This is a genomic window from Spartinivicinus poritis (assembly GCF_028858535.1).
GTDB lineage: Bacteria > Pseudomonadota > Gammaproteobacteria > Pseudomonadales > Zooshikellaceae > Spartinivicinus > Spartinivicinus poritis.
Genome location: NZ_JAPMOU010000028.1, coordinates 49,108 through 73,087 on the forward strand (window position 1 = coordinate 49,108; position 23,980 = coordinate 73,087).

General features: G+C 39.5%; 21 protein-coding genes. 4 read left to right on the forward strand and 17 right to left on the reverse strand.

From position 1 onward, the window contains the following. Positions 1 to 2 precede the first annotated feature (2 nt). From ORQ98_RS19130 to ORQ98_RS19145, 4 genes are read right to left on the reverse strand one after another with little or no spacing between them, the layout of a single operon-like run. Positions 3 to 530 (reverse strand): pilus assembly PilX family protein, encoded by a 528-nt coding sequence (locus tag ORQ98_RS19130; protein WP_274690419.1) that lies wholly within the window; start codon positions 528 to 530, stop codon positions 3 to 5. Between the two features lie 10 nt (positions 531 to 540). Beyond that, positions 541 to 1,380: a PilW family protein gene (locus ORQ98_RS19135; RefSeq protein ID WP_274690420.1), complete on the reverse strand. Its 840-nt coding sequence runs from the start codon at positions 1,378 to 1,380 to the stop codon at positions 541 to 543. 12 nt (positions 1,381 to 1,392) lie between these two features. Next, positions 1,393 to 1,947, reverse strand: a complete 555-nt coding sequence (gene pilV / locus ORQ98_RS19140) for a type IV pilus modification protein PilV (protein WP_274690421.1) — start codon at positions 1,945 to 1,947, stop codon at positions 1,393 to 1,395. Then, a complete protein-coding gene (locus ORQ98_RS19145) occupies positions 1,947 to 2,543 on the reverse strand; it encodes a GspH/FimT family pseudopilin (RefSeq protein ID WP_274690422.1) in 597 nt (198 codons plus the stop codon). Before ORQ98_RS19145 ends, pilV begins: the two co-directional genes overlap by 1 nt. Before the next feature lie 887 nt (positions 2,544 to 3,430). Here ORQ98_RS19145 and ORQ98_RS19150 point away from each other — a divergent pair. Continuing rightward, complete coding sequence (locus tag ORQ98_RS19150) at positions 3,431 to 4,717, forward strand: hypothetical protein (protein ID WP_274690423.1); 1,287 nt, start codon at positions 3,431 to 3,433, stop codon at positions 4,715 to 4,717. On the opposite strand, the gene etfB is transcribed toward ORQ98_RS19150, so the two are convergent. The 7 genes from etfB to ORQ98_RS19185 form a co-directional block, all read right to left on the reverse strand. Continuing rightward, positions 4,718 to 5,524, reverse strand: a complete 807-nt coding sequence (gene etfB / locus ORQ98_RS19155) for an electron transfer flavoprotein subunit beta (protein WP_274690424.1) — start codon at positions 5,522 to 5,524, stop codon at positions 4,718 to 4,720. After that, complete coding sequence (gene etfA / locus ORQ98_RS19160) at positions 5,514 to 6,767, reverse strand: electron transfer flavoprotein subunit alpha (RefSeq protein WP_274690425.1); 1,254 nt, start codon at positions 6,765 to 6,767, stop codon at positions 5,514 to 5,516. Before etfA ends, etfB begins: the two co-directional genes overlap by 11 nt. A 217-nt stretch (positions 6,768 to 6,984) precedes the next feature. Beyond that, the gene (locus tag ORQ98_RS19165) at positions 6,985 to 8,880 is read right to left on the reverse strand and encodes a (Fe-S)-binding protein (RefSeq protein WP_274690426.1); all 1,896 of its coding nucleotides are present in this window, start codon (positions 8,878 to 8,880) and stop codon (positions 6,985 to 6,987) included. Between the two features lie 294 nt (positions 8,881 to 9,174). Then, complete coding sequence (gene dgcA, locus ORQ98_RS19170; RefSeq protein ID WP_274690427.1) at positions 9,175 to 11,235, reverse strand: dimethylglycine demethylation protein DgcA; 2,061 nt, start codon at positions 11,233 to 11,235, stop codon at positions 9,175 to 9,177. A gap of 176 nt (positions 11,236 to 11,411) precedes the next feature. Next, the gene (locus ORQ98_RS19175; protein WP_274690428.1) at positions 11,412 to 11,966 is read right to left on the reverse strand and encodes a 4-vinyl reductase; all 555 of its coding nucleotides are present in this window, start codon (positions 11,964 to 11,966) and stop codon (positions 11,412 to 11,414) included. Between the two features lie 2 nt (positions 11,967 to 11,968). Then, positions 11,969 to 12,946, reverse strand: coding sequence for a dipeptidase (locus tag ORQ98_RS19180; protein ID WP_274690429.1), 978 nt, complete (start codon positions 12,944 to 12,946; stop codon positions 11,969 to 11,971). Between the two features lie 684 nt (positions 12,947 to 13,630). Beyond that, entirely contained in the window at positions 13,631 to 13,822 is a 192-nt protein-coding gene (locus tag ORQ98_RS19185; protein WP_274690430.1) for a hypothetical protein, read from the reverse strand. Positions 13,823 to 14,597: 775 nt separating this feature from the next. Between ORQ98_RS19185 and ORQ98_RS19190 the strand changes: the two genes are divergently transcribed. Next, positions 14,598 to 15,152, forward strand: a complete 555-nt coding sequence (locus ORQ98_RS19190) for a PDC sensor domain-containing protein (RefSeq protein ID WP_274690431.1) — start codon at positions 14,598 to 14,600, stop codon at positions 15,150 to 15,152. 68 nt (positions 15,153 to 15,220) lie between these two features. Here ORQ98_RS19190 and gbdR read toward each other — a convergent pair whose 3' ends face one another. The 4 genes from gbdR to ORQ98_RS19210 all read right to left on the reverse strand — a co-directional run bounded on the left by gbdR (position 15,221) and on the right by ORQ98_RS19210 (position 19,351). Beyond that, the gene (gbdR, locus tag ORQ98_RS19195) at positions 15,221 to 16,210 is read right to left on the reverse strand and encodes a choline metabolism transcriptional regulator GbdR (RefSeq protein ID WP_274690432.1); all 990 of its coding nucleotides are present in this window, start codon (positions 16,208 to 16,210) and stop codon (positions 15,221 to 15,223) included. 410 nt (positions 16,211 to 16,620) lie between these two features. Beyond that, positions 16,621 to 17,475 carry an S-formylglutathione hydrolase gene (gene fghA / locus ORQ98_RS19200; RefSeq protein WP_274690433.1) on the reverse strand — a complete coding sequence of 285 codons (855 nt, stop codon included), beginning with the start codon at positions 17,473 to 17,475 and terminating at the stop codon, positions 16,621 to 16,623. A gap of 15 nt (positions 17,476 to 17,490) precedes the next feature. Further along, on the reverse strand, positions 17,491 to 18,600 hold the full coding sequence (locus ORQ98_RS19205) for an S-(hydroxymethyl)glutathione dehydrogenase/class III alcohol dehydrogenase (protein ID WP_274690434.1): 1,110 nt from the start codon (positions 18,598 to 18,600) through the stop codon (positions 17,491 to 17,493). A gap of 232 nt (positions 18,601 to 18,832) precedes the next feature. After that, positions 18,833 to 19,351, reverse strand: a complete 519-nt coding sequence (locus ORQ98_RS19210; protein ID WP_274690435.1) for an Hcp family type VI secretion system effector — start codon at positions 19,349 to 19,351, stop codon at positions 18,833 to 18,835. 439 nt (positions 19,352 to 19,790) lie between these two features. On the opposite strand from ORQ98_RS19210, the gene ORQ98_RS19215 reads away from it, so the two are divergent. After that, on the forward strand, positions 19,791 to 20,147 hold the full coding sequence (locus ORQ98_RS19215) for a thiol-disulfide oxidoreductase DCC family protein (RefSeq protein WP_274690436.1): 357 nt from the start codon (positions 19,791 to 19,793) through the stop codon (positions 20,145 to 20,147). Between the two features lies 1 nt (position 20,148). Here ORQ98_RS19215 and ORQ98_RS19220 read toward each other — a convergent pair whose 3' ends face one another. Beyond that, positions 20,149 to 21,453: a cyclic di-GMP phosphodiesterase gene (locus tag ORQ98_RS19220; protein WP_274690437.1), complete on the reverse strand. Its 1,305-nt coding sequence runs from the start codon at positions 21,451 to 21,453 to the stop codon at positions 20,149 to 20,151. A gap of 256 nt (positions 21,454 to 21,709) precedes the next feature. On the opposite strand from ORQ98_RS19220, the gene ORQ98_RS19225 reads away from it, so the two are divergent. Then, positions 21,710 to 22,795: a phospholipase A2 family protein gene (locus ORQ98_RS19225; protein WP_274690438.1), complete on the forward strand. Its 1,086-nt coding sequence runs from the start codon at positions 21,710 to 21,712 to the stop codon at positions 22,793 to 22,795. Between the two features lie 289 nt (positions 22,796 to 23,084). Here ORQ98_RS19225 and ORQ98_RS19230 read toward each other — a convergent pair whose 3' ends face one another. Then, positions 23,085 to 23,834 carry a substrate-binding periplasmic protein gene (locus tag ORQ98_RS19230; RefSeq protein ID WP_274690439.1) on the reverse strand — a complete coding sequence of 250 codons (750 nt, stop codon included), beginning with the start codon at positions 23,832 to 23,834 and terminating at the stop codon, positions 23,085 to 23,087. Between the last annotated feature and the right edge of the window lie 146 nt (positions 23,835 to 23,980).

A 23,980-nucleotide genomic window follows, 5' to 3' on the forward strand; every position in this document is an offset into this window, starting at 1 on the left:
CCTTATTCTACATTTTTCATGATAATCGTTTGTAAATAAGCGGTACTTTTTCCTGGGCCATTTCCCATAGCGGATACTCGATAAAATACTTTTGGTTGACCACGAGATTTCGAATCACCCGGCGCAGCACTACTACTACTGTTATTACCATAATATTCTATTATGTATTTTGGCTTTCCTTGATCGTCGTTCATTGTAGTGTAGTTTGTTATTTCTTTAGCTTTTTCCCAGTACTCTTCTTTTTTCCAAAGAGTGTTTTTATTATCTCTAAGCCATACTTTTAAATCATCAGTCTGTTCAGTTCCTATGGGTGAGTGTTCTGGATTATCTTTACTGAATAACCACTGTTCTGCATCCATTAAGGCAACTTCTGCTGCTTCTAATGCTATTTGATTATCTTGTTGATTGGCAATTAATTTAGTACTGCTGGTTAAGGTACTGGTAATACTTACGCCTATAATGGTTAGCACTAGCATAATTATCAGACAATATACTAGCGCCACCCCTTGTTGTTTGTTTTGCTTTTTCATATTGGGTGTCTTATCGAAGTGGGTTGCGAACAGAAACAGTACTATTGAATACTTGGCCATAAAGCTTTGAATCGCTTATAGCTATATTTGCTTGATCAAAAATCGTGTATTTATTTTTTTTACCTTCTTTGTCCTTATTATTAGCGTTACTGCTAAATATACCCGATGTAACTAATAAGCCAATGCGTACAGACACAATTTTTTCCCATAGTTTTTTACTGGTTACATCGGCCGCGTTCATATAACTATTGGCAATGTAGTCTTGGCTTTTATCAGTATCGGCGCCAAATAACAGCTGTAAATTTTCTACGCCACTGATTAACGTGATAGTTTTTTCAATGGCATTATCAACCACAATACGGCACTTTAATTCAAACTTTTTATTTACAAAAAGTATTTCAGTTACTACTTGGCTATTTGCATGTGCAGTACCTGAACAGTCTTGCATTGTTTGATCAGTTGAGCTGCCATAATAGCGAGTAAAGAGAATATCACTATCTTCTATAGGTTCTTCACCGCTACCACCTTTATGATTATTAATGGCCGTAATAAATTGATCTACTTTCCAACCTGGGTCTTTTAAATCTGCTGCTGTACCTGGTGTAAAAGTTTCTATTTCTCCACTAGCTGTAATTACTCTCCAGCCTGCTCGCATGATGCTTTCTTGAATAAATTTTTGTGCATAACGGGCATTTTCCTGTAGGTGACTATTATCTACGATGGTGCCATAGGTATTTTTATTAGCAACATACATCATTAGTGCTGCACCACTTAAAAACAATCCTAGAGTTAATGCAATCATTAACTCTATCAGGGTAAAGCCCTGTTGCTTGGTAAACGTATATCTCATTATTTAATGCTCTTAAATGCAGCTGTTATGTTTATCGTCTTTTACAGTATTTCGACAAAAATCCACGATTGTTTCATATTTATCTGGCTCACCACCTTCTTTTGCCTGAATATCTTTCCAGGTAACAGTAATCGTATATCTACCCTTGTCTTTATCGTCTTTTGCAACAGTGGCACTGGCATTCGGTAAGCCAATGGTTGAAATGCCTCTTTGTCCATTTGCCATACCTACCAAGCCTGACCATTGAGCTAAATCCCATTTAGCTAACTGAGCAGGGGTGCAACTTTTATCTTCTCCTGAACATGTATCTGTTTTATCTGAAACTGTTGTCGTTTTTTTAAGTTCATAATTACCATCCCAAACACCTTGGGTATTAGCTCGCATACGACCAATTAAGTCTTGAGTGGCCATCATCGCTTGGGTGCGGAAATAATTAGAGTGACTGGTTTTAATGCCGTATAGCATTAAACCGGCAATGCCTAATAAACCAATGGTCATCACTAGCAGTGTGATTAGCACTTCAATCATCCCAACCCCTTGCTGGGAAAATTTTAGTTTTTTATTCATTAGTTCTTTTTCTCTTCGACGCAATCTTTTGCTTGATCTTTTTTAGTCATGGCAGAGCCGATCATGCCTAGTGACAGGGCGGTTTTAAAACTGCTTTTACAAATGGAAATAGTGAGTGACTTGGCTAATAAAGCACTATCACTTCCTATTTTTGCACCAGCCAGTCCATTAGGGCGATAATAAATGGCTTTGACTGTTTTTGCTGCTGCTTCTTGATGAATAGCGTATTGAATGCTGTTGTCGGATAACCGATCTACTCTAACGAGCTCTCCTTCATCTTTATCAGTCTTTTTGTCGTATTTATTGTTGCCATTCTTATCTGAAAATACCATCCAGCCGAATTTCCATTCACCTGTGTCGCTGCATTCACTAGCGTCTGCTGTTTTCAAGCCACAAATAAAGGTTATGGTGTTGTTGGTGATGGCATCGGAGCGGGCAAGACTAATAGCGGCGGCTAATCGGTCCTTTGCTGAGTTCATACGGTTGTTGTCAATGAAATTACTCATTGAAGGTATGCCAATACCCGCGATAATGGCTAACACGGCAATGGTTACCATTAACTCAATTAAGGTAAAACCTGTTGTTTTTTTGATCACGTTTTAAACGACCCCTTATCTAACTTTTTCCACCGTTTTCCTGCCCCGGTTAACACTTTTATAAGCTACCGGTCACTAAGTAGTAGCTAGTGACCTCGGAGGGAAAGAGGATTGAAATAATGGCACAATCTAACCTCCCCCTTTGAAAAAGGGGGATTGAGGGGGATTTCATTCAGCCAATTCAAAGTACTTTAAACAAGCTGACCGTCTACTTATGATCAAATAAAATCCCCCCTAGCCCCCCTTTTTCAAAGGGGGGAAGTAACTTTGCCCCCTAAGGGGGAGAAAGTACTTAATATGAAGCCTTTAGTAAAAAAGTTACGCACCAGTTATGTACACATTACGTTGCATGTTAAATAGTCAACGCGTTTATATAAACTGACTGCATTATAACTTTCTTTTATTTGTCACTTTGTGCCACTTGTCTCGAAATATTTCCACTCGTCGTATTAATGCTTGACGAATAGTGGGTTATTGACTGGTTTTTGATCGTCTTTGCATGTTAGTACTTGTAGGGTGAGAAGCTTGGGGGTCAGGAAACAGTAGGTGTTTGTTTTATCGCTACTTTATATAGTTTGTAGTTTAGTAATTTCATTTCTTAATAGCTGCTTATATACCCAAAACGTAGGGTTTTTAGGGGTGGCCGTCGAGCAGTGAAGCCCCATGAGCCTATAAATAATAGGTGATTGGGGTGAGGTGTGAAGGCAGTTAATTGCTCCTGCATAAACTGCATTCCCACCATCCTTGGTAGTCACAACAAAGCATAAAAATCATTCGTGAAGGGTATACATTGCCCTTTGAGGCTGATAGAGCCTAAAAACCCACTACACTAAACGTATAGCCCTTGAAAGGTTCTATAGCTGTTACAGTGGTTTAGGTTGTAACTAATGACAGATCGGCTTGTTTTAGTTGTATTAGCCAATTACGCTGTTCTTGCAAGCTTACTTGCAGTCGTTCTGGTTTGGTTGCTTATTAAACAACACCGGATTTCCATTATCAAAAAAAAGCTTTTTGATAACCGCAAAGTCATTAGCTCATTACAAGCAATTTTGGATGATATGCAAGAGGAGCTTGATGAAAGTGGTGAAACGGTACCTCAGGAGTGGTTGATTGACCCTATTAATAAGCGACAGATTAACTCACTTAGAAAACAGGTATTAACCATTGAAACCGCTGCGTTAAAACATAAAGAACCTGAAGATAGAGATAAGGAGTCATCTAAGGGATATAACAGTTTATTTGAGAAGTTACAAAAAGGTTTTCAAAAAGCCTTAAGTATTAAGGCGCCTACTTATGAAGTCTATCTGAAAGAACAGCTGGAAATGCTTATTGAATATGAAAAGCAGTTTGATAAGGTTCAGCTAGCGTGTTTTAACGCGAATCAATTGTCTATTACTGATGTAATTTGCTTGCGTAAATCTTTGATTCATTATGAGTTAGAAACAATTCGTGGCAGATTAGAAAAAGCCGAATATCAAGAGCGGTTGAATCAAAAAATAATCCATTATTTCAAGTCAATAGCGCCAGAAGCAGAAGTAATAGAGATTCCTACAGCAGCTAGTGAACAGTCTGCTAAAACTGAGTCAGTGGAGCAGGGAGAAGGGCTTGAAAATGCCTATGCAGAGCTGGCAATCCAACAGTCCAATCAAAAGATCAATAGCTATCAGGATCAAATCTCTAATCTAGAACATATTATTAAATTAAATGAAGCTATGATTGGAAAACTGAAAAAGGATAAACTAGGAGAGGGCGAGGATGATATATATCAAAAGGAATTAGAAGAGCTGTTGGAACAATCTCAAAAGCTGATAAAGCAGTTGAGGCGTGAAATTTTGGACTATAAAGAGGAAATTGAAAAGCTTGAAGAAAAAAACAACAAGCTAGAAAAAGGTATTCCTGTTGAAGAGGTTGAAGAAGATCAAGCGGCCAACGATGCGCTTGCTCAGCTTTTTGAGCGTTACTCCATGGATATGAGCAGAAAAGAGCAGGAAATTCAACAGCTAAAGAATGAAAAAAATGCTTTATTACAAAAATTAAAGCAAACAGCGGTAACTGGTACTTCCATGGATGGACATTATAAGGAAGCCTATGAAGAGGCCATTCAAAAAATTAAAAGAATGACCCAGGAGTATCACTTGTTGAATAAGATGTATTTGGATCTTAAAAATAAATAATTACTTAACTACCTTCTCTGCCACTAATAAATCATAAATTGCTTTGGCTGCTTCGGCCGGTGATTTGTTTTCTATTACACTACCACCTTCGTTTTTACTACTGGCAGTGGCTGCTTTAAAACGGTCGGCAGCGGTTTTGGCTTTCATGACTTTTAACCGTTTGGGGCGCTTTTTAGCGGGTTGTGCATTCCAACTGGCGCGGACCTCATCAATGTTAATGATGGCATCTACGTCATTGATGGCTCCCCTTTTAGCTTTTCCAAAAGCACTTTGACGAGGAGCAGCTGCAGCAGTATCGATACTGGCGACAAAAGGCATTTGTACTTTAATTAAGCGGCGTTGTCCTCTAGGTAGCGCTTGTAGTATCTCCGCTGTACGACCATTGATACTTTTTATCGCTGCAATATTGGGCACTATGGGTAATTTAAGCTGTTCGGCAATGAGATAGGGCGTCATACCAGATGATTCACCTTGCTCAGCTTTAATACCAGTGAAAATAATATCAGCATGATTTTCAGTTAAATAGTCAATCAGAGCTGGGATAGCATCTGCTTCATGGGGCTGATCCAATACGGTTAATTGATCTACCCCCATCCCTAAGTACTGGCGCAATACAGACTCTTTAGGGTTGCCCGCATGGAGTACTTCCAACTGCTCTGGGGCTAAATTTAACGCTAATTCCAGAGCTTTTGCATCCTGATCAGCTCTACGGCCTCGCTGTGATTTTGGGTGCAAACCAATGGAAACCAACGTTGTGATTTTAGCAATATGACTACTATTAGATTTTTGTTGGGTATTAGGCTGCATTGGCGGTAGCCTCTTGCTTACTGGCATCAACCAGCTTAATTAATTCTTCAAGCACTGCGGAGCTATCAGCAATAATACTTAAATCAGCTCGTTTAATCATATCGCAGTCTTTATCTAGGTTAATGGCAATCACTTTTTCGCATTGACCAATACCCTGCAAGTGTTGAATAGCGCCAGAAATACCCACGGCAATATAAACCCGTGCGCTAACCCAAGTTCCAGTAGCACCTACCTGACGGAACCTTGGCATATCACCATTATCTACAGCTACACGGCTTGCACCTTCTGTAGCACCTAATGTGGTCGAGGCTTGATGGAATAGCTCCCAGTCAGTCACTCCATTACCACCAGAAAGAATAAACTCCGCTTCACCTAATGGAATTTCACTTGGGTCTACCGCTTGTTGACCCAGGTCTTCCATTTGTGTAAGTACTGCTGGAATCTCTGGTAATTCGAGAGGCGTTGCCTGGTGCTCAGTTTCCATTACTGGGTAGGCGACTTCTTCAGCCAGCAGCATAATTCTTGGAATTGATCGCTCGATATCTTGAGTGCCACCACTTGCACGACAAGTGATTTTATCTTGCTCAAATTTCCAAACTTGAGTAGCAGGGCGCTCATTTAACCGAGCAGCTAAGCGCCGACCTAAGTCGCCTCCACCATGAATGCTATCAGGCAATAACCAATGTTTAGGTTGATAACTAACTTCAACAGCGGTTAAAGCTGTTAATTTTAATTCGGGGTTAAATAGTTGGAATTCTTCGTCAGCAAAATGTAATAGGCGATCAATACCTGCAAATTTCAGACTGTCGTCTTTTAGCTCACCAAAAGCAATAGCAAGTACAGCACCTTTTTCATTAGACGCAGTTTCATCAGATTCGGTAGCTAATAAATGGGCCTGGCCGAGTATATCTTTATCATGACTGGTTAAGCGGCCACCGACTAAATCTAAAACAACGGTAATATAAAATGCAGGCTCTTCAACAACAAATGGCTTACGCACTTCTTGTTGTTCTGCACCTTTAGTTTGACTGCGGCTAGCAAATTGAGCGGCAGAAACACCAGTGGCACTGCGATCAATACGTTTTATTCCATTAGGACCAATAAAGCCGACCTGATGAGGGTTTTTCCGAATTAATCCTGTAGGGCCACGTACTAGTCCAGTCGCAAAATTAGCATGCATTGGGTGCAGGCGATTTCGAATAATGCGTTCAATACGCGGGTCTCGTCGTATTATATTACTCATAAATTACCCCCTTTAAAGGGTGTTTCAATAACTGCTTTTAGCTCCCTCTCCCTTTGAAACTGTCGCATAATCTACTTCCCCCCTTTGAAAAAGGGGGGCCAGGGGGGATTTTGAGTAGCCTTCATGAAATCCCCCTCAATCCCCCTTTTTCAAAGGGGGAGGTTGGGTTGTGTCATACCTTATTGCAACAGCCTCTTTGGGCAAGGGTGCATATGTATCAATGAATTGTTTCCACTGCTTCGGCCAGCATTTCAGCGATATCCCGCACTTCTGGGCGAGGTTCTACCACCCCTTCCAACATTAATGCACATTGCGGGCATGCCACCGCAACTACGTCGGCATTGGTAGCTTTAACATCTTCCATCCGCATATCGGGAATCCGTTGTTTTCCAGGGATATCCGTAATTGGTGCTGCACCGCCACCACCACAGCAACGGGAACGAAAACCTGAGCGCTCCATTTCGGTTACTTCCAGGCCAAGTGCTTTTAATAATTCCCGTGGCGCTTCATATTCACCGTTATAGCGGCCCAAATAACAGGGGTCATGATAAGTGACGGTGCCTAAATTGAGTTCGCCGAGTTTTAGGGTACCTTGCTTGGCTTGCTCTGCTAAAAATGTGGTGTGATGATAAACCTCGAAATCAGCTCCAAAATCTTTATATTCATTTTTCAAGCAGTGATAAGAGTGTGGATCAGCCGTTACTATCTGCTTAAACTGATATTTTTTTAGCGTCGCAATATTATGTTTGGCCAAAGCCTGGAATGTTGCTTCATCACCTAACCGTCTTGCGACATCACCACTGTCTCGTTCTTCATTACCTAAAATAGCGAAGTCAACTTTTGCGGCGCGTAGTAATTTAACTACGGCACGTAAGGTGCGTTGGGTACGCATATCATAGGCGCCATCGCCAATCCAGAATAAGACATCAGCTTCCTGTACATCAGCCATTAACGGTAAGTTAAGATCAGTGGCCCAGTTAACTCGGTGGCCTGGGTCAAAGCCATTAGGGTTATCAGTGGCAATCAGGTTTTCGATGACTTCGACGCCTTTTTCTGGGGTTTGGCCTTGCTCTAATGTTAAAAAGCGGCGCATATCCACAATAGCATCTACATGCTCAATCATCATTGGGCACTCTTCTACACAAGCACGACAGGTGGTGCAGGACCATAATGTATCTGCTTCAACCAAACCATTAACAATGGGTTGTAACGGAGCCCCTTGATGTTTTCCAACCTCAATACCAGGATAAGGACTACCCGCATATTTAGCATCAGTGCCACCCGCTAAACCAACCACCATATCCTGAATCAACTTTTTGGGGTTAAGCGGTTGGCCAGCAGCAAAAGCAGGACACATGGCTTCACAACGGCCACATTGCACGCAGGCATCAAAACCCAATAGCTGATTCCATTTAAAATCTGCTGGTTGTTCGACACCTAATTTATTTTCTTCAAGCTGAACTGGCTTTAAAGCTGTGGAGCGACCACCACCAAACCGTTCGGCACGACGGTGAAAGGCTAGGTGTAAAGCGCCTGCAAACGCGTGCTTCATTGGTCCACCCCAGGTCATGCCAAAAAACATTTCAGCAACCCCATACACTACACCCGCTAATAAAATAGTGGCTAACAGCCAGCCACCAAAATTTTCTGGCAAAATTCCAGCAGCGGGCAGTGACATTAAAATAAAGGTGATAGCAAAAGTGAACAGACTTTTGGGTAAGCGCATCCAAGGCCCTTTTGAAAGCCTGGCAGGAGGGTTCTTGCGGCGTTTATAAACAAAAAAAGCGCCGACCAGCATAGCTGTTAAAGCCGCTAATAATCCCCACACTAAAATGCGATTATTAAAGCCAAACACATAAACCAGAATAATTAATACACTCGCTGCCACAAACCCACCTGCAGTTGCAACGTGGGTATTAGCAATGTATTTATCCCGCGCGACCACATGGTGTAAATCCACCATATAGCGCTTAGGAATCTGCATTAAACCATGCAGTATATTGACTCTATCAGGCTGCCCCTGGCGCCATAAATTAATGCGTTTAACCGCACCAATTACAGCAAGTAAAATGGCTGCACAGAGTAAAACAGGTAGTATCCAATCAAGAAACATTTACTTATATCCTTCGCTGTGGATATACCATTTGTGAATTAACTCACTTTGGCTGTATATTGGTTTTTATTTTTGGAGGTTGTTACCTCTTGCTCTCTGTAGCAGAAGTACCCCAAACCAAGTCCCTTCTCCCCTGCGGGGAGAAGGTTAGGATGAGGGGACTAGCCTGAAAGGCTAGTTTGTTAATTAACATTTCGCCCTCACCCCAGCCCTCTCTCCCAGAGGGAGAGGGGGCAAACAGTACAGAAACTTGGTGTAACAAACAGAATTGGTTTATACCTCCTAATAAAAAAGCTAAAAATCCTTACATAATCGCAATGCATCGTAAATTGCAGCATGCGTATTCCGCTGCGATACACAATCACCAATTCGATACAGTAAATAACCGTCACCTGTTTCTGATAGGGCAGGCTGTGGTTTGGCATCATATAAAGCTTCGATATCAATTTGGCCTTTATTGCGTGAATCCGCTTTTAATTCGTAATAGAGTTTTTCATCAGGGCGGATACCATTTTCTACAACGATTTGATCAACAACCCGTTCTTCTTTTTGACCAGTATACTCATTTTCTAACACAGCGATTTTTTTATCGCCTTCTTGATAAACCTTTTCCAGAATAAAGTCAGACGTAAATACGACTTCTTTTTCATATAAACTGCGATAATAAGTAGGGAAGGTTGTACCGCCTACCGCTGCACCTGGCTTGATATCATCTGTGACAATTTCAACTAATGAACCTTTTGATGCTAAATAGTCGGCAACTGACATACCGCTAAATTCACAAATAGTGTCATATACCAAAACATTTTTACCTGGCTCAACAGTGCCGTTAAGAATATCCCAGCTGCTGACAACCAAGCCTTTTTCTGCACCCCATTCGGGTACTTGCTCTAGGAAAGGGGTGCCACCAACCGCCAGGATAATAATGTCTGGTTTTATATCTAAAATGGCATCGGTATTGGCTTCTGTGTTGAGTCGTACATCAACGCCTAAACGTTCTAATTCCAAAACAAACCAGCGAGTAATACCAGCGATTTGATCCCGTTGTGGTGCTTTGGCGGCAGTAGTAATTTGCCCGCCAAGTTCGTCAGCTTTTTCAAATAGAGTTACTTGATGGCCGCGTTCGGCTGCAACGCGAGCAGCTTCCATACCAGCAGGACCGCCACCGACCACAACTACTTTGCGAATAGTGCCTTCAGTTTTTTCGATAATATGGGGCATGGTGCTTTCGCGTGATGTAGCCGCGTTTTGAATACACAACACATCTAGCCCTTGGTACTGGCGGTCGATACAGTAGTTTGCTCCTACGCACTGACGAATCTGGTCTACCTGATTCATTTTAATTTTGGTAATTAAATGCGGGTCAGCAATATGCGCACGAGTCATCCCCACAAAGTCGACATAACCTTCTTCTAAAATTCGCTGTGCCTGATTGGGGTCTTTAATGTTTTGCGCATGAATAACAGGTACTTCCACCACTTCTTTAATACCTGCAGCTAAATGCAGGAAGGGCTCAGGTGGGTAGCTCATATTAGGAATAACATTGGCTAAGGTATTATGAGTATCACAACCAGAACCAATCACACCAAAGAAGTCGATCATACCGGTGTCATTGTAATATTTGGCGATTTGCTTCATATCATCGTGGTTTAAGCCGTCTGGATGAAACTCATCACCACAAATACGCATACCTACTACAAAATCTGGCCCTACTTCTTCACGAATAGCTTTAGTCACTTCTAAACCAAAACGCATTCGGTTTTCGAAACTTCCACCCCATTCATCGGTGCGTTTGTTAACCCGAGGACTCCAAAATTGGTCGATTAAATGCTGGTGTACCGCTGAAATTTCTACCCCGTCTAAACCACCTTCTTTGGCACGGCGAGCAGCTTGGGCGTAGTCTTTAATAATGCGCTCAATCTCTTCTGGTTCGATCGTTTTACAGGTGGCGCGGTGCACAGGCTCGCGAATTCCACTGGGACTAACAAGGGTTGACCAGTGACCGCCATCCCAGCGAGAGCGGCGTCCCATATGGGTAATTTGAATCATAATCTTGCCGCCATGTTTATGCACCGCATCAGCAAGATTTTGAAAATGAGGAATAATCCGATCAGTGGATAAATTAACGGATTTCCACCAGTCTTGTGGGCTATCGATGGACACAACACTGGAGCCACCACAAATACAAAGCCCTACACCACCTTTTGCTTTCTCTTCGTAATACTTCACATAGCGTTCAGTTGTCATCCCTCCATCAGTGGCATAAACCTCTGCATGGGCAGTACTGACAACACGATTACGAATCGTCGTCTTATTGATGGTCAATGGCTGAAATATTGCGTCGTACTGAGCCATCGTTATCCCTCATTATTAGTCACTGGCTAACACAAAGGGATATTTAAAATGCTATTTTTAAATATCCCTCGACTATTGTTTGTTTTCACCCTTATTTTTTATTTATCAAATAAATTTTTGGGTGTTTTTATTAGTGGCTGGGGGTAAATAGCCCAGCTCATAGAAATGTACTGATATTAATGATGGGTTGTGCCACCTTCATTTATAGCTTTTACTTCAAATATGCCATGATCACAGCCTTCTTCTGCTTCACTTTGTAATTGTTCTGCATGGGTAGTAAGAGAATAACCCAAGCGTTCTACAATTTGATCCATAGCCCCGGCAAACCAGCCAGTAAACATATATTCTAATTTACGGTTTACTTTTCCATAGTGATAAACAAAAGCAGAATGATCTAAACGCACTTTGGCATAGCCTTTCTCTAAATCAATATCTTCAATTGAAAAAATACCCCAGCCACGTTGAGAAAGCCTGCGCATGTAGTGCTCAAAAACTTCTACACCAAATATATCGTGTTCTTTAGCTTCTTGTTGGCACCAATAATAGGCAGATTTATAGCCGGCTTGATAAAGAATCTCGGCGTACTTATCGGCACCTAACGCATCTTCAATAACCGTGTGGTTATTCATAAAAAAATGGCGTGGTACATATAACATGGGGAGTGCATCGGTAGTCCAAACCCCAGTTTCTGCATCAACATTAATTGGTACTTCAGGTGCTCTATGACCCATTATTATTCTCCCCATACGGCTTTTAAAGTGCGTAACCAGTTTTCACCCATTACTTTACGAATTTTGTGTTCAGACCAACCTCTTCTCATCATGGCATCAGTCAGGTTGGGAAACTCACCAATAGTGCGGAAACCAGCAGGGTTAACAATCTTGCCGAAATTAGTTAGAGAGCGGGCATAACCCTTATCATGAGTGAGCCAGTCGAAGAAGGCTTTATCATGACCTTGGGTAAAGTCGGTACCAATGCCTACACAGTCTTCACCAACAATATTGATGATGTAGTCAATTGCTTCAATGTAATCATCAACAGTGGCGTTTACCCCCTGTTTTAAGAATGGGGTAAACATGGTTACACCAATAAAACCGCCACGATCAGCAATAAATTTTAAGTCTTCATCGGATTTATTTCGGGGGTGTTCTTTAAGGCCGGCGGGTAAACAATGGGAATAACAAACAGGTTTGGTTGATGCTTCAATAACATCCATAGAGGTTTTGGCGCCTACATGAGAAAGGTCGCACATGATACCTACCCGGTTCATTTCAGCGACTACTTCGCGGCCGAAGTCAGATAAGCCACGGTCGCTTTCATAACAGCCGGTGCCAATCAGGTTTTGGGTGTTGTAAGCCATTTGCACGATGCCAACACCCAGTTCTTTAAACACTTGAATGTAGCCAAGTTTGTCTTCAAAGGCGTGTGCATTTTGAAAGCCTAAGATAATACCGGTTTTGTTAAGTTCTTTTGCCCGTAAGATGTCCTTGGTGGTTCTTACTTGCATTATTAGATCGCTGTGATCTTCAAAAAACTGGTGAAATTCAGAAATGTTGTTAACCGTGTTTTGAAATCCTTCCCAAACGGACACGGTACAGTTAGCTGCGGTTAGGCCCCCTCGGCGCATATCCTCAAACAGCTCACGGCCCCACTTGGCAATAATTAAACCGTCTATCACAATTGAGGTATCATGCAGCTCGCTGGATGTCATACTGTTTACCTTCTAATTAGTAATGGCTTATTTTTGTTAACATTTTCATACCCAACACGCATGGTGGATATAGATTCCTTGAACTTCTGGCCAGTCTAGCACCAGGATTAAACGAAACTTTCCATTGAAAGCGACAGAGCTATGTGCAAAACCGTCACTAACTCAGCAGGCTACAGCGGCCCAATTCCAAGGCTTTTAGGCTTTGTGGTTACTTCGGAATGCTTGAATAAATTATGGAGAGATAAGGAATATTTGATATTGATAGACAGGTTTACAGTAGACGGTTCTTGATTGTTTGAATACTTTCAAAGGTGAATATATTAAATATCGCAGAGCAATAGACAAAAATATATCCATGAAGGTTATTTCATAAGTATAAAAAATACATGGATAATTTAAGCTGATTTTAATAAAAAATAAATCGTGATTAGTGCTTGGCTAATTATCTAGAAAGCGGGCGTCAGGGACAGCGAGGGTTATTCCCGTAATGGTATTTTATTAACCCTTCTCCACCCGCTTGTGTCGTATATTAAATGATATTCTGAATAAATTAAACCTTAAATATAAAAGAAGTTTTGCAATATAGCTGATAGTAAAGGCTTTTATTGTCTAATCAAAACTTCTAATTGGGCGGCATGCACAAAAACTGAAGAGAGTTCCCGTAAGTGTTTACTTATAATCAAGCTATTTGCTGTAGGCTTTATCTAATACAACCGTTTCTTTTTCGTTTGTCATCATTTTTTTTATGGCACGGTTTGCAAATGCAGCTGACATATCAAGTAGGTTGTGATACACCACAGGGTCAGGGTTACTGAGATAAACAAGATCATCAGGAGTTGTATTTAGTACTTGCTGGTCTACTTTCCAAGGGGTCATATCTTAGGTCCATTGTTTTTGTTGGCATTACTACTATTTTCAATAGTGTATTTGTAGTAATACCAGTTTTATACCCACTAAGGGTATAGACTAAGCAGCCATCTTTTCTATAGATGCTACCACCTTTCTAGCTAGACAACCAAAAGCGATACTGCTTTTAAACATTGCAGCTAATTAGTTTATAGCTAGGAGTAGCAACAGAGTATTTGCTAGCAATGTTCATACTTCGCTTGTACTAGATACTAACCAGCAATTGGTTATAAATTGAATTAGGGTTTTTACGGATATGCTTAAAGTAATAGTTATATTAGGTAGTTTCTTGTTTTATATTCTGTTTTTTTATGAAAGTTGGTAATAGCTTAAAAATAAATTAAATGGCGAGAGTGCGCATTAACTCACTTTGATTGGTAATTATACTTATGTGTAGTTAGCGAAAATATATAATACGACTTAAGTATAATATATGTGACTGGCTTCTAAAAAATATTTTTGAAATTGCAAGATTAATAAAGATTTGTCTGGCTTGCTGTGAATTTGTCACCTTAATAAAATTGCAAGTTATGTATATACATTTGGCTTCTGGGTTTGGTACAAAAGTACTTTAAAATTAGTGCTGCAAGGATTGTGTTTTAAATGAAGTATTACTAATAAAGTTGTAATCCTCTTGGTATGTTTTCTTTATTAGTAATATTTAAAAATTAACTTGAATTTCTGAGTTTCCTTAAGTCAATCAGACTAAAATAATAATGAGATGTAACTGGGAAGGAGATAGTTCATGATTGTTAAAATAAAATCAATCGTTTTTATGATAGGGGTATTAAGTTTTAGTGTCTATGCAGAGGAAGCTCCTATAAATTCTGTAGAAAGAATTGTGGACTCATTACAAGAGTGGGGGAAAGACCCTGATATAGTTGAGTTTGTGAAAGAACATAATAAAAAAGGGCTTACACTAGTGGTAATTAAAGAGCGAGATAAAGAATGGAAACATGCTAAAAATCTAAGTCGTTTCATGACAGATTTGATGCAAAACAAGGCTGCTAAACGTTTATTAGAGCTTGAAAAATCTAAGCCATATTATGCTGAGCTTTTTTTAATGGGAAGTAAGGGGGAAAATATTGCAATGACAAATAAGACAACTGACTACTGGCAGGGGGATGAGGAGAAATTTACTTACAGTTTTAATCAAGGTAAAGGTGATGTATATATAGGAAATGTTGAATTTGATGAAAGTGTTCAAGCCTATTTGATTCAGGTATCAGTTCCTGTAATGGATCAAGATAAAGCAATTGGTGCTATAACTGTAGGGTTAAGTGTAGATAAAATTCAGTAAAAACCATTATCATCCTCTTTTTACAAAGATCAGAATAATGGTTTTTACTTGCCTGAACACTTTTATTTTTAACTTGCCATGGCTATAGGGTGAACTTTTACTTGTAAGCCCAGTCGCTCATCTCTGGGAGGAATACCAAAGCAATCACGATAACGCTTACTAAAATGTGGTGTAGAAATAAAACCACAAGCAGCAGCGATTTCTATGATTGATAGGTTAGTTTGCTGCAGTAGCTGTCTGGCTCTTTGTAACCTTAGTTTTAGATAGTATCTGGATGGAGAACAGTCTAGGTATTTTAAAAATAAACGCTCTAGTTGACGCCTTGATAAGCCTACATAGCTAGCGAGATCATCCAAACTAATAGTTTCTTCTAAGTTAGCTTCCATTAAAGCAACAATCTCCACCAGCTTAGGCTGGCTGATCCCCAGTGTATGGCGTAACGGAATGCGTTGTTGCTCAACCTCATTACGTACCCGGTCATGAACAAACATTTCTGATATGGATGCACTCAGCTCTCTACCATGCACATTGGCAATGACGTTTAACATCATATCCAGAGGTGCTGTGCCACCGCTACAGGTCAGTCGGTCTCTGTCAATACTGTATATATGGTTGGTCACCATGATATGAGGAAACTCTTCTTTAAAGCTGGCCATATTTTCCCAATGAATAGTACAACGATAGCCATCTAATAAGCCTGCTTTAGCTAAGATATAACTGCCTGTACAAATAGCAGCCAAGGGTGTTTTAAGGCGTGCTTGTCGTTGTAGCCACTGCAATAAACGGCGGTTGTTGCATTGTTGCTTTATTTCCAGACCGCCGCATATCACAATTAAGTCAAACTTTTCAGCTGTTTCGATGCTATCGTCAGGCGTTATAGTCATTCCGTCACTGGCTGTAACAGGTTCACCTGTAACTGACAGTGTTTTCCAGCGGTAAAGGGTACGATTTGACAGCTGATTTGCCATCCGTAATGGCTCTACAGCGGAAGCATGAGACATTAAGGTAAAGTTGTTTAGAACTAAAAAACCAATGGTACATGTATTAGTTATGGACATGATTATTACTCCACAACAAGGCTATTTTTTATGTAAGTTACTCACACCAGCTATAAAGTAGCCAGTCACTATTGTTATTTTTTGGCAGCGATTTACAGCCAAATGTTTCCTATAAATAAAGTTCTTATTATATTTTCTACAGATTCCCAGAAAACAAAGTATGCTGTAGTTCCCACTCTATCCTTTATTTAGGAATGGGGTAACGTTATTCCTAAGTTAGCTATACGTCAATATCCGGATAAATTTACTACAAAAAATAAACTTTTATTACAAACACTTACTTTGTAAACTTTTGATAACTAATTTTTATAGATCTACAGAATATATTTAAATATAAAAAATCTGAAGATAGCCTAAAGCTGGGAAAACGCTTTAGGCATGATAGTAAGTATTTATTAATAGCTTCGTTGTTACAGTAATCCTAAAGCTTTACCATGATAATGTAGATGATCTTCTATAAAACTAGCTATGAAAAAGTAACTATGATCATAACCAGGTTGCATGCGTAAAGTGAGAGAAAAATCATTATCTTTACATGCTTTGGTTAGTGACTCTGGTTTTAATTGCTCAGAAAGAAACTTATCAGCACTGCCTTGATCAACCAAAATAGGAATAGGGCTGCTAGATTTGGCAACTAAATCACAGGCATCATATTGAGCCCAGTTATCTTTGTTGTCACCTAGGTAATGACTAAAAGCTTTTTGTCCCCAAGGGCAATCACTTGGATGACTTATTGGAGCAAATGCTGAGACTGATGTATAGGCTCTAGGGTTTTTTAGAGCACAAACTAATGCTCCATGCCCACCCATCGAGTGGCCACTAATCGCTTTTTTGTCGGTAACAGGAAATGACTCAGTAATTAGCACCGGCAGTTCTTTGGTCACATAACTGTACATTTTATAATGGCTTGCCCAGGGCTGTTCTGTAGCATCTACATAAAAGCCAGCACTTGAGCCTAAATCCCAACTGTCGTGCTCGCCTGGCAGGTTGGTACCTCTTGGGCTGGTATCAGGACAGACGATGGCCATGCCTAATTCGGCTGCCAGCCTTTGAGCCCCTGCTTTTTGCATAAAGTTTTCGTCAGTGCACTCTAAGCCTGACAGCCAGTATAAGACGGGTACAGCCTGCTCTTCCGCTTGAGGTGGTAAAAATATGGCAAAAACCATATCGCAATTTAATACATCAGAATGATGTTGATAGCGCTTTAACCAACCACCATGTACCTTGTTTTGAGAAATAATTTCCAGTTGATTTGGTTCAGACATCAGTTCACCTCACGCTTAAAACAGGATAACGGAACGAATGCTTTTGCCTTCATGCATTAAATCAAAGGCATCATTGATGTCTTCTAAGCCCATAGTATGAGTAACGAACTCATCCAGCTTAATTTCACCTTGCATATATTGTTCAACATAACCAGGTAACTGACTGCGCCCTTTAACGCCGCCGAAAGCAGTTCCGCGCCATACTCGGCCAGTTACTAACTGGAAAGGCCTGGTTGCTATTTCTTCGCCAGCACCAGCAACACCAATAATAACGGACTCTCCCCAACCTTTATGGCAACATTCCAGAGCTGAGCGCATAACGTTAACATTGCCGATACACTCAAAAGAGTAATCAACACCACCATTGGTTAGCTCCACAATCACCTCTTGGATAGGCTGGTTATATTTTTGTGGATTAATGAAGTCAGTGGCACCTAGTAATTTAGCCATTTCAAACTTGTCTTCATTAATATCAACCACAATAATGCGTTCAGCTTTGGCTAAAATAGCGCCTTGAATCACGCTTAAACCAATACCCCCTAAGCCAAATACGGCAACTGTAGAACCAGGCTCTACTTTTGCTGTATTTAAGACAGCACCGATACCTGTCGTAATACCACAACCTAATAAGCAAACTTTATCGAGAGGCGCTTTATTGCTGATTTTGGCCACTGAAATTTCAGGCACGACAGTATATTCAGAAAATGTTGAGGTGCCCATATAATGGTATAGCTCTTTACCATTACAGCTAAGTCGGCTGGTGCCATCGGGCATTACCCCTCGGCCTTGAGTTTCTCGAATTGCCTGACACAAGTTGGTTTTGCCTGATTGACAGAATTTACAATGACCGCACTCAGGCACATAAAGAGGAATTACATGGTCGCCTGGTTTTAATGAAGTGACGCCAGGCCCTACCTCTTCAACTACAGCACCACCTTCATGGCCTAAGACTACAGGGAACAGACCTTCAGGATCAGCACCAGAAAGTGTGTAAGCATCGGTATGACATACTCCAGTAGCCACCATTCGCAGCAATACCTCGCCTTCTTTTGGGCCAGCGATATCAATGGTTTCAATCTCAAGGGGCTTGCCAGCTTCCCAGGCAACAGCTGCACGTGCTTTCATGGATGACTCCTTGTTTGTTATTTGTTGTGGTGACTGATTAGTCAGTCAGGCATAGATAATAGGGGTGAGTCTATGCAATGCAGTAAAGCTAATTAATGAGGTTAAGATCAAAAGACTTTTGCTGTATAGCAATAATCCTTAATCAGGAGAAATTATTAATAAGGAGTAAGAGAGAAGGGGGAAAGAGGGAGAATTAGATAAACCCTCTATAGAAAGAGGGTTTAATTGATTATTAGCCAGTACGTTGTACTCGCCAGTCATCATGACCTGAAGTACCGCATACTTCGTGAGTCCAGTTAATTTTACGATAAGTGAAGTGGATATCTTCTAAATGAGTAAAATGTGCCTGGCTTGGATCCTGACAGTTAGGCATTGAAGCATTAATAGCCACGATAATGGCATCTTCAATTTCAATCGTGAAGTAATGTTCTTGAGTACCTTGAGCAGAAGTACGATACCAGTCAATGTGACATTTTGGTAAACGTTCGCCACTAGTTAATGCGTTATATAAAAGTGGTGAACACTTGTCGAATACTTTAGTAATAACCAATGGCTGATGTACCCGTTGACCCGTTGGCTGCCCACTTTGAGGGTCGCGAGGTAAAATCACATCATGGCGAAAAGCCTGAACTAAAATGTGATCCTCATGGCCTTCTTGGAAGATATTACCTACAGAGTCTTCAGTGAAAGTACCGGCAGTAATCAGGCCTTGCTTTTCGCCCTCAATTTTCATATACGCTGGAGTTGGCATAGCTTCATTCCTTGTTAGTTAAAAGCAGGCCTCTATGGGAGGCCTATAATCAAATCTTTAGCCACGGGTGCAGGTGACCAATAATTCACAGGCAATGAATAGTCAAATCATATGCCACATATTTATTTTTGTTTAAAATCAATTGGTTACTTAAAACCTAAGAAACATGGTTTGGTTTTGAAATAGAAATAGAGCAAGAACTTGCTCATCTATTAAGGCAAGTGAGAGGCTTATTGCTCACATAAGCTTAGAGAAGTAAGAGTTGTGAATCGGTTCGACAATTTCTAACGAAAAAAGAGCAAAAAACTGCTCAATTGACTGAGTTGGTAAATTAGTAGCCTATTGTCCACACTTTCTTAAGAGGATGCCACAAAAGGCCTTAGGCCTAAGTTTCTCCATATTCATTAGCTTTTTTAGAAGTAATTTTGAGTTTTATTAAATGAACAAGATAACCATTTATTACGATGCTATATGTCCTAGTTGCCGGCGAGATCAGCAGTGGCTTAATCATTGGGTTGATAAAAATAAAATAGAGTGGTGTGATATCAATGAGAATAAGGATGCTTTATTACATGCAGGCATCAACCCGAAGGAAGCATTAACTAGTTTACATATTCAATTAGCAGATGGCACAATTGTTAATGATATTGATGCTTATATCGCATTGCTAAAGTTGAGCCCTTGGTTACGAGTGATTGCCTGGGTTATGCACTTTAAAATGATAAAGCATTATTTGCATATTATTTATCAAAAAAGTGTTCACGAACGGCTAAAAAAAAGCAATCGATTACCATAGTTTAATTTTGAGTTACCTCACTAGAGCTAGTGAGTGAGCTAGTAGCATTTCGTATATCATTACTGTCTTTTTTATTGGAATTTTTTGCCAATGAGCTACTTGTTATAAAATTGAAATAGTCTTTTATATCAATACCATAAGTGCCATTTATTAGTTCTCGTTTAATAACGTAAGGTTTACTTTCGGCATCTAAATCTATTTTAGTTAAATCGACCAGTCGTTGCTTTCTTGGCTCTTTTAATTCATTTAGTAGTAGTAGAACCCTGGGCTTTAATCTACGGATGTCATCATTACTAATGACAATACCGACTTCACCATTGGTCATTTCTACGATACTGCCTGGGGGATAGATACCGATACATTTAATAAACTCTCGTGCTAGTTCTGCATCGAAATGTGTTCCCATTTCATTGTAAATGATATTAAGAGCCGTTAATGAAGTTCTGCTGCCATCATAACAACGGCAGCTAGTTATTGCATCATAAACATCTGCAAGCGCTACTATTTTAGCGTAAACTGGAATTTGTCTAGACTGAAGTTTACGAGGATAACCTGTGCCATCAACTCTTTCATGGTGGGAATGAGCTACATCAACAGTAATTAGATATTTATTTTCAGCAGCAGTTAAAATATCTTTGCCATAAACAGTATGCATTTGCATAATACTATTTTCATCAGGGTCTAACTTGCCAGGTTTATTTAGAATTTCTTCAGGTACTTTTGCTTTACCTACATCATGTAGTAAGCCACAGAGACCAATTGTTTCTATTTCAGAACTAGACATACCAAGGTAGCGAGCAAATGTTGCAGATAAAATGCAAACATTCATACTATGTTCTGCAGTGTATTCATCTTGCTGCTTAATTTGGGTTAACCAACGAAGCGTATCAGGGTTGCGTAATATACTGTTAACACATTCAGATACTGCTTCTTTTGCTTCGTTAATATCAAGTGCTCTACCAATACGAATACCATTCATAATATTCTTGGCCAAGCTGCGAGCTTGGCGAAAGCTAACAGAAGCTTTTTCAATTTCTTGCTCGAAGTTAACTTTGTTAATATAAACAGCTTGGCGTTTGGGTAAGTTAGATTTAGCTTTTATTGGCTTTCCTTCAGCGCTTTGCAGCTTTCCTTGAATATAGACGTGGTTACATTCCTCAGTTAGAGCCTTGATATCTTCTTGTGATTGAATGATAAAACCTTGTAATAGGAATGCTGTTTCTAGCCAAGGTTTATCTAGTCGAACAACATGCATACCGACTTCTAACTCTGATACATGTAGCTTCTTTTCTATATACTCGCTCATTGATGGTTATACATTCCATGTATTTTATTGTTAAGTATAGTGAATAAGTCGAGTTGTATTTGGTCATTATAAAAAAGCATAATTGTTAGCAAGTAGTTACATATTTATTTAAATTAAAGTTCGGTTGTATTGCAATAGCCTTAATGGACGATCTTTATAAAAAATCGACTGTATACTAAAAACATTTGAGGTTTAATTTGATGTGATAAGAAAGCTAGCTAATAAATTTAAGAAAAATAATAATTGAGATAATAGTATGAAAAAAATATTACATTTTCTTTTGCCTTTTACACTTGCTTTTGCTTCAAACTTATACGCAATCAACTTGGACAGCCCCCAGCGAGCATTGCTTTATTCAGAAAAAGCATTCTCTGCATCTGGTAATGTAGTACTACCTAATATTAAATTTCCGGCAACTCTTCATTTCAAAGAGAACAACAAAGCATTCTTGATTGAAGTAAATATGAATAGCGATGCAGATAAGTCGTATATTTATTATGATTGGAATAGTAATCCTGCTACAGGTTATATTCAAAACTCTATTAGTTGCACCAGATTTTCACTTGGCAATAGTAGTGCACCGAGTATCAACAAATTATTAGCAAAAGTCACATCGAAAAATAGTAAAGCACCAACCAAACAAGGTGTCTTTTGGCAGTCAGGCAACAAGAAAAAAAATAAAAATGTATTAACTTTTCAATTTAATGAAACAGCATTACTATTTGAAGTGAATAAAATCAAGCCATTAAGTCAAAACCTGTTTAATCCAGCTAATCTAGAAGGGTGTATTGATATTGTAACTGCTCAAAAAAATAATAAGAAAAAAATCAATAAACTAAACCCCAGTAGAGCAGTATCGCCGGATAATAAACCTTATAACGACTTTTCCGTTAGTAACTTATCATATAGTTTTTATGGGTTTTACTCTTCAGTTGGGTATGCTGGCAGCCCATTTTATCAAAATGCAGCAGAGCATAGACGTGCTGTAAACCGTTGTAAAAAAGATGGTGAGGCTGTGTGCAAGACAGAATGGGAGTTGGGTGGTTTATTTGGCCGCTATGGATATTATTGTGGTGATGGTTGGGATAATAAACCCTACCAGCCAATGTCTTCATTAGACTATTGTTGTCAAATGCATGATCATCATGCCTGGGGAAAGAATCATTTAAAAAATTTATGTGGGTTTTATGCTTGTGTCGCTTGTTCTGAAAAGGGGAGCTATCAAGCATTTATAGATGAATATGATGCGGCGAATATTATTGAAAAGTTCGCGAAAACAGGCTCATTTTTGATTGGTTGTTCGTTTGATGGGTGGGTATCTGGGTTTAGTTGTAGTAATTAATGGCTTAGATATAGCCAAAACGAATGATTTTTAGGGGCGGCCGTCGTGTGATGAGTTTCAGTAGTGCTCTTTTCGTAATTTGAGTTGCTACCGTAAGTCTTACAGTAGCAGACTTATCCCCATGAGTTTATGTTTTTATAAGTGACTAGGGTGAAGGCAGTTAAATACTCCTCGGTAATTGCTCTTGCATTGCTCTAATTGGTGGTATCCAAACTGCATTCCCACCATCCTTTGATGGTCAGTGAAGACAATAAACCCTAAAAATCATTCGGAAAAGGTATAAAGGAACTCATAGAGCTTGCTCAATAGTTGGGCATGAGTCTTTTAAACTTTTTAAGGCTAGTTGCTTAGCATATTTATCATCAAGTAAAGCTATTGCCTTATTTATACCATTAAGTATTATTTTTGCTTGAGGGTGGCTTTTGGCTATTATTAAATGCAAATAACCTACTTCAATTGGTTTAGGGTTATAGGTGATATAAGATTGAGACTCTTTGGGGACATGTCTTTCAATAAGCTCTAAACCATTTAAAATATCGGTAGGTACATAGTTGACTCGTCCATAAATAAGTAAATTAAAAACTAATGACTCCCGTCTTACTTCTCGTAAATTGAAATTATACTTTTTAGCGGCTTCACTGAAGTTATCACCATAATAATAGGCTGTCGTAATACCAAAAGGTCCACGGCCTTTAAGATCTGACAAATTATTCCATTGGTAATTGTTTGATTTTAAATGAAACATAACTGTTTGAATAACTTGGAAAGGATTAGAGTAGTAAAAATGATCTGCCCGCTCTGGGTTACAGACCCAAAAAATACTAGCATCATCTTTTGCAACTTGAGTTCGGTTATATGCAGTTAGCCAATTATCATGCCAAACCAGGTGAGCTTTAAAACCTGCTGATTTTAATGAATCAATGACACGCTTGGTATATTTTCCACCGTCTTCCAGTGATTTAACTGCATAGGGAGGCCACTCTGCAATAGCAACAGATACTGTCTGAGCAACAGCAGAGCTGATCCACATTATACTCATAAAAAGAGTAAGTCTTATTAAGGTAATTAAGTAGCTCGTAATCACAGTTGCTTCTACAGCATGACTATTAAAATTGTTGATTATTCAGTTTTAATTTTAGTATGAAATTAGGGTAGTCAACAGATTCCGGTTGAAAGTGATTAAAA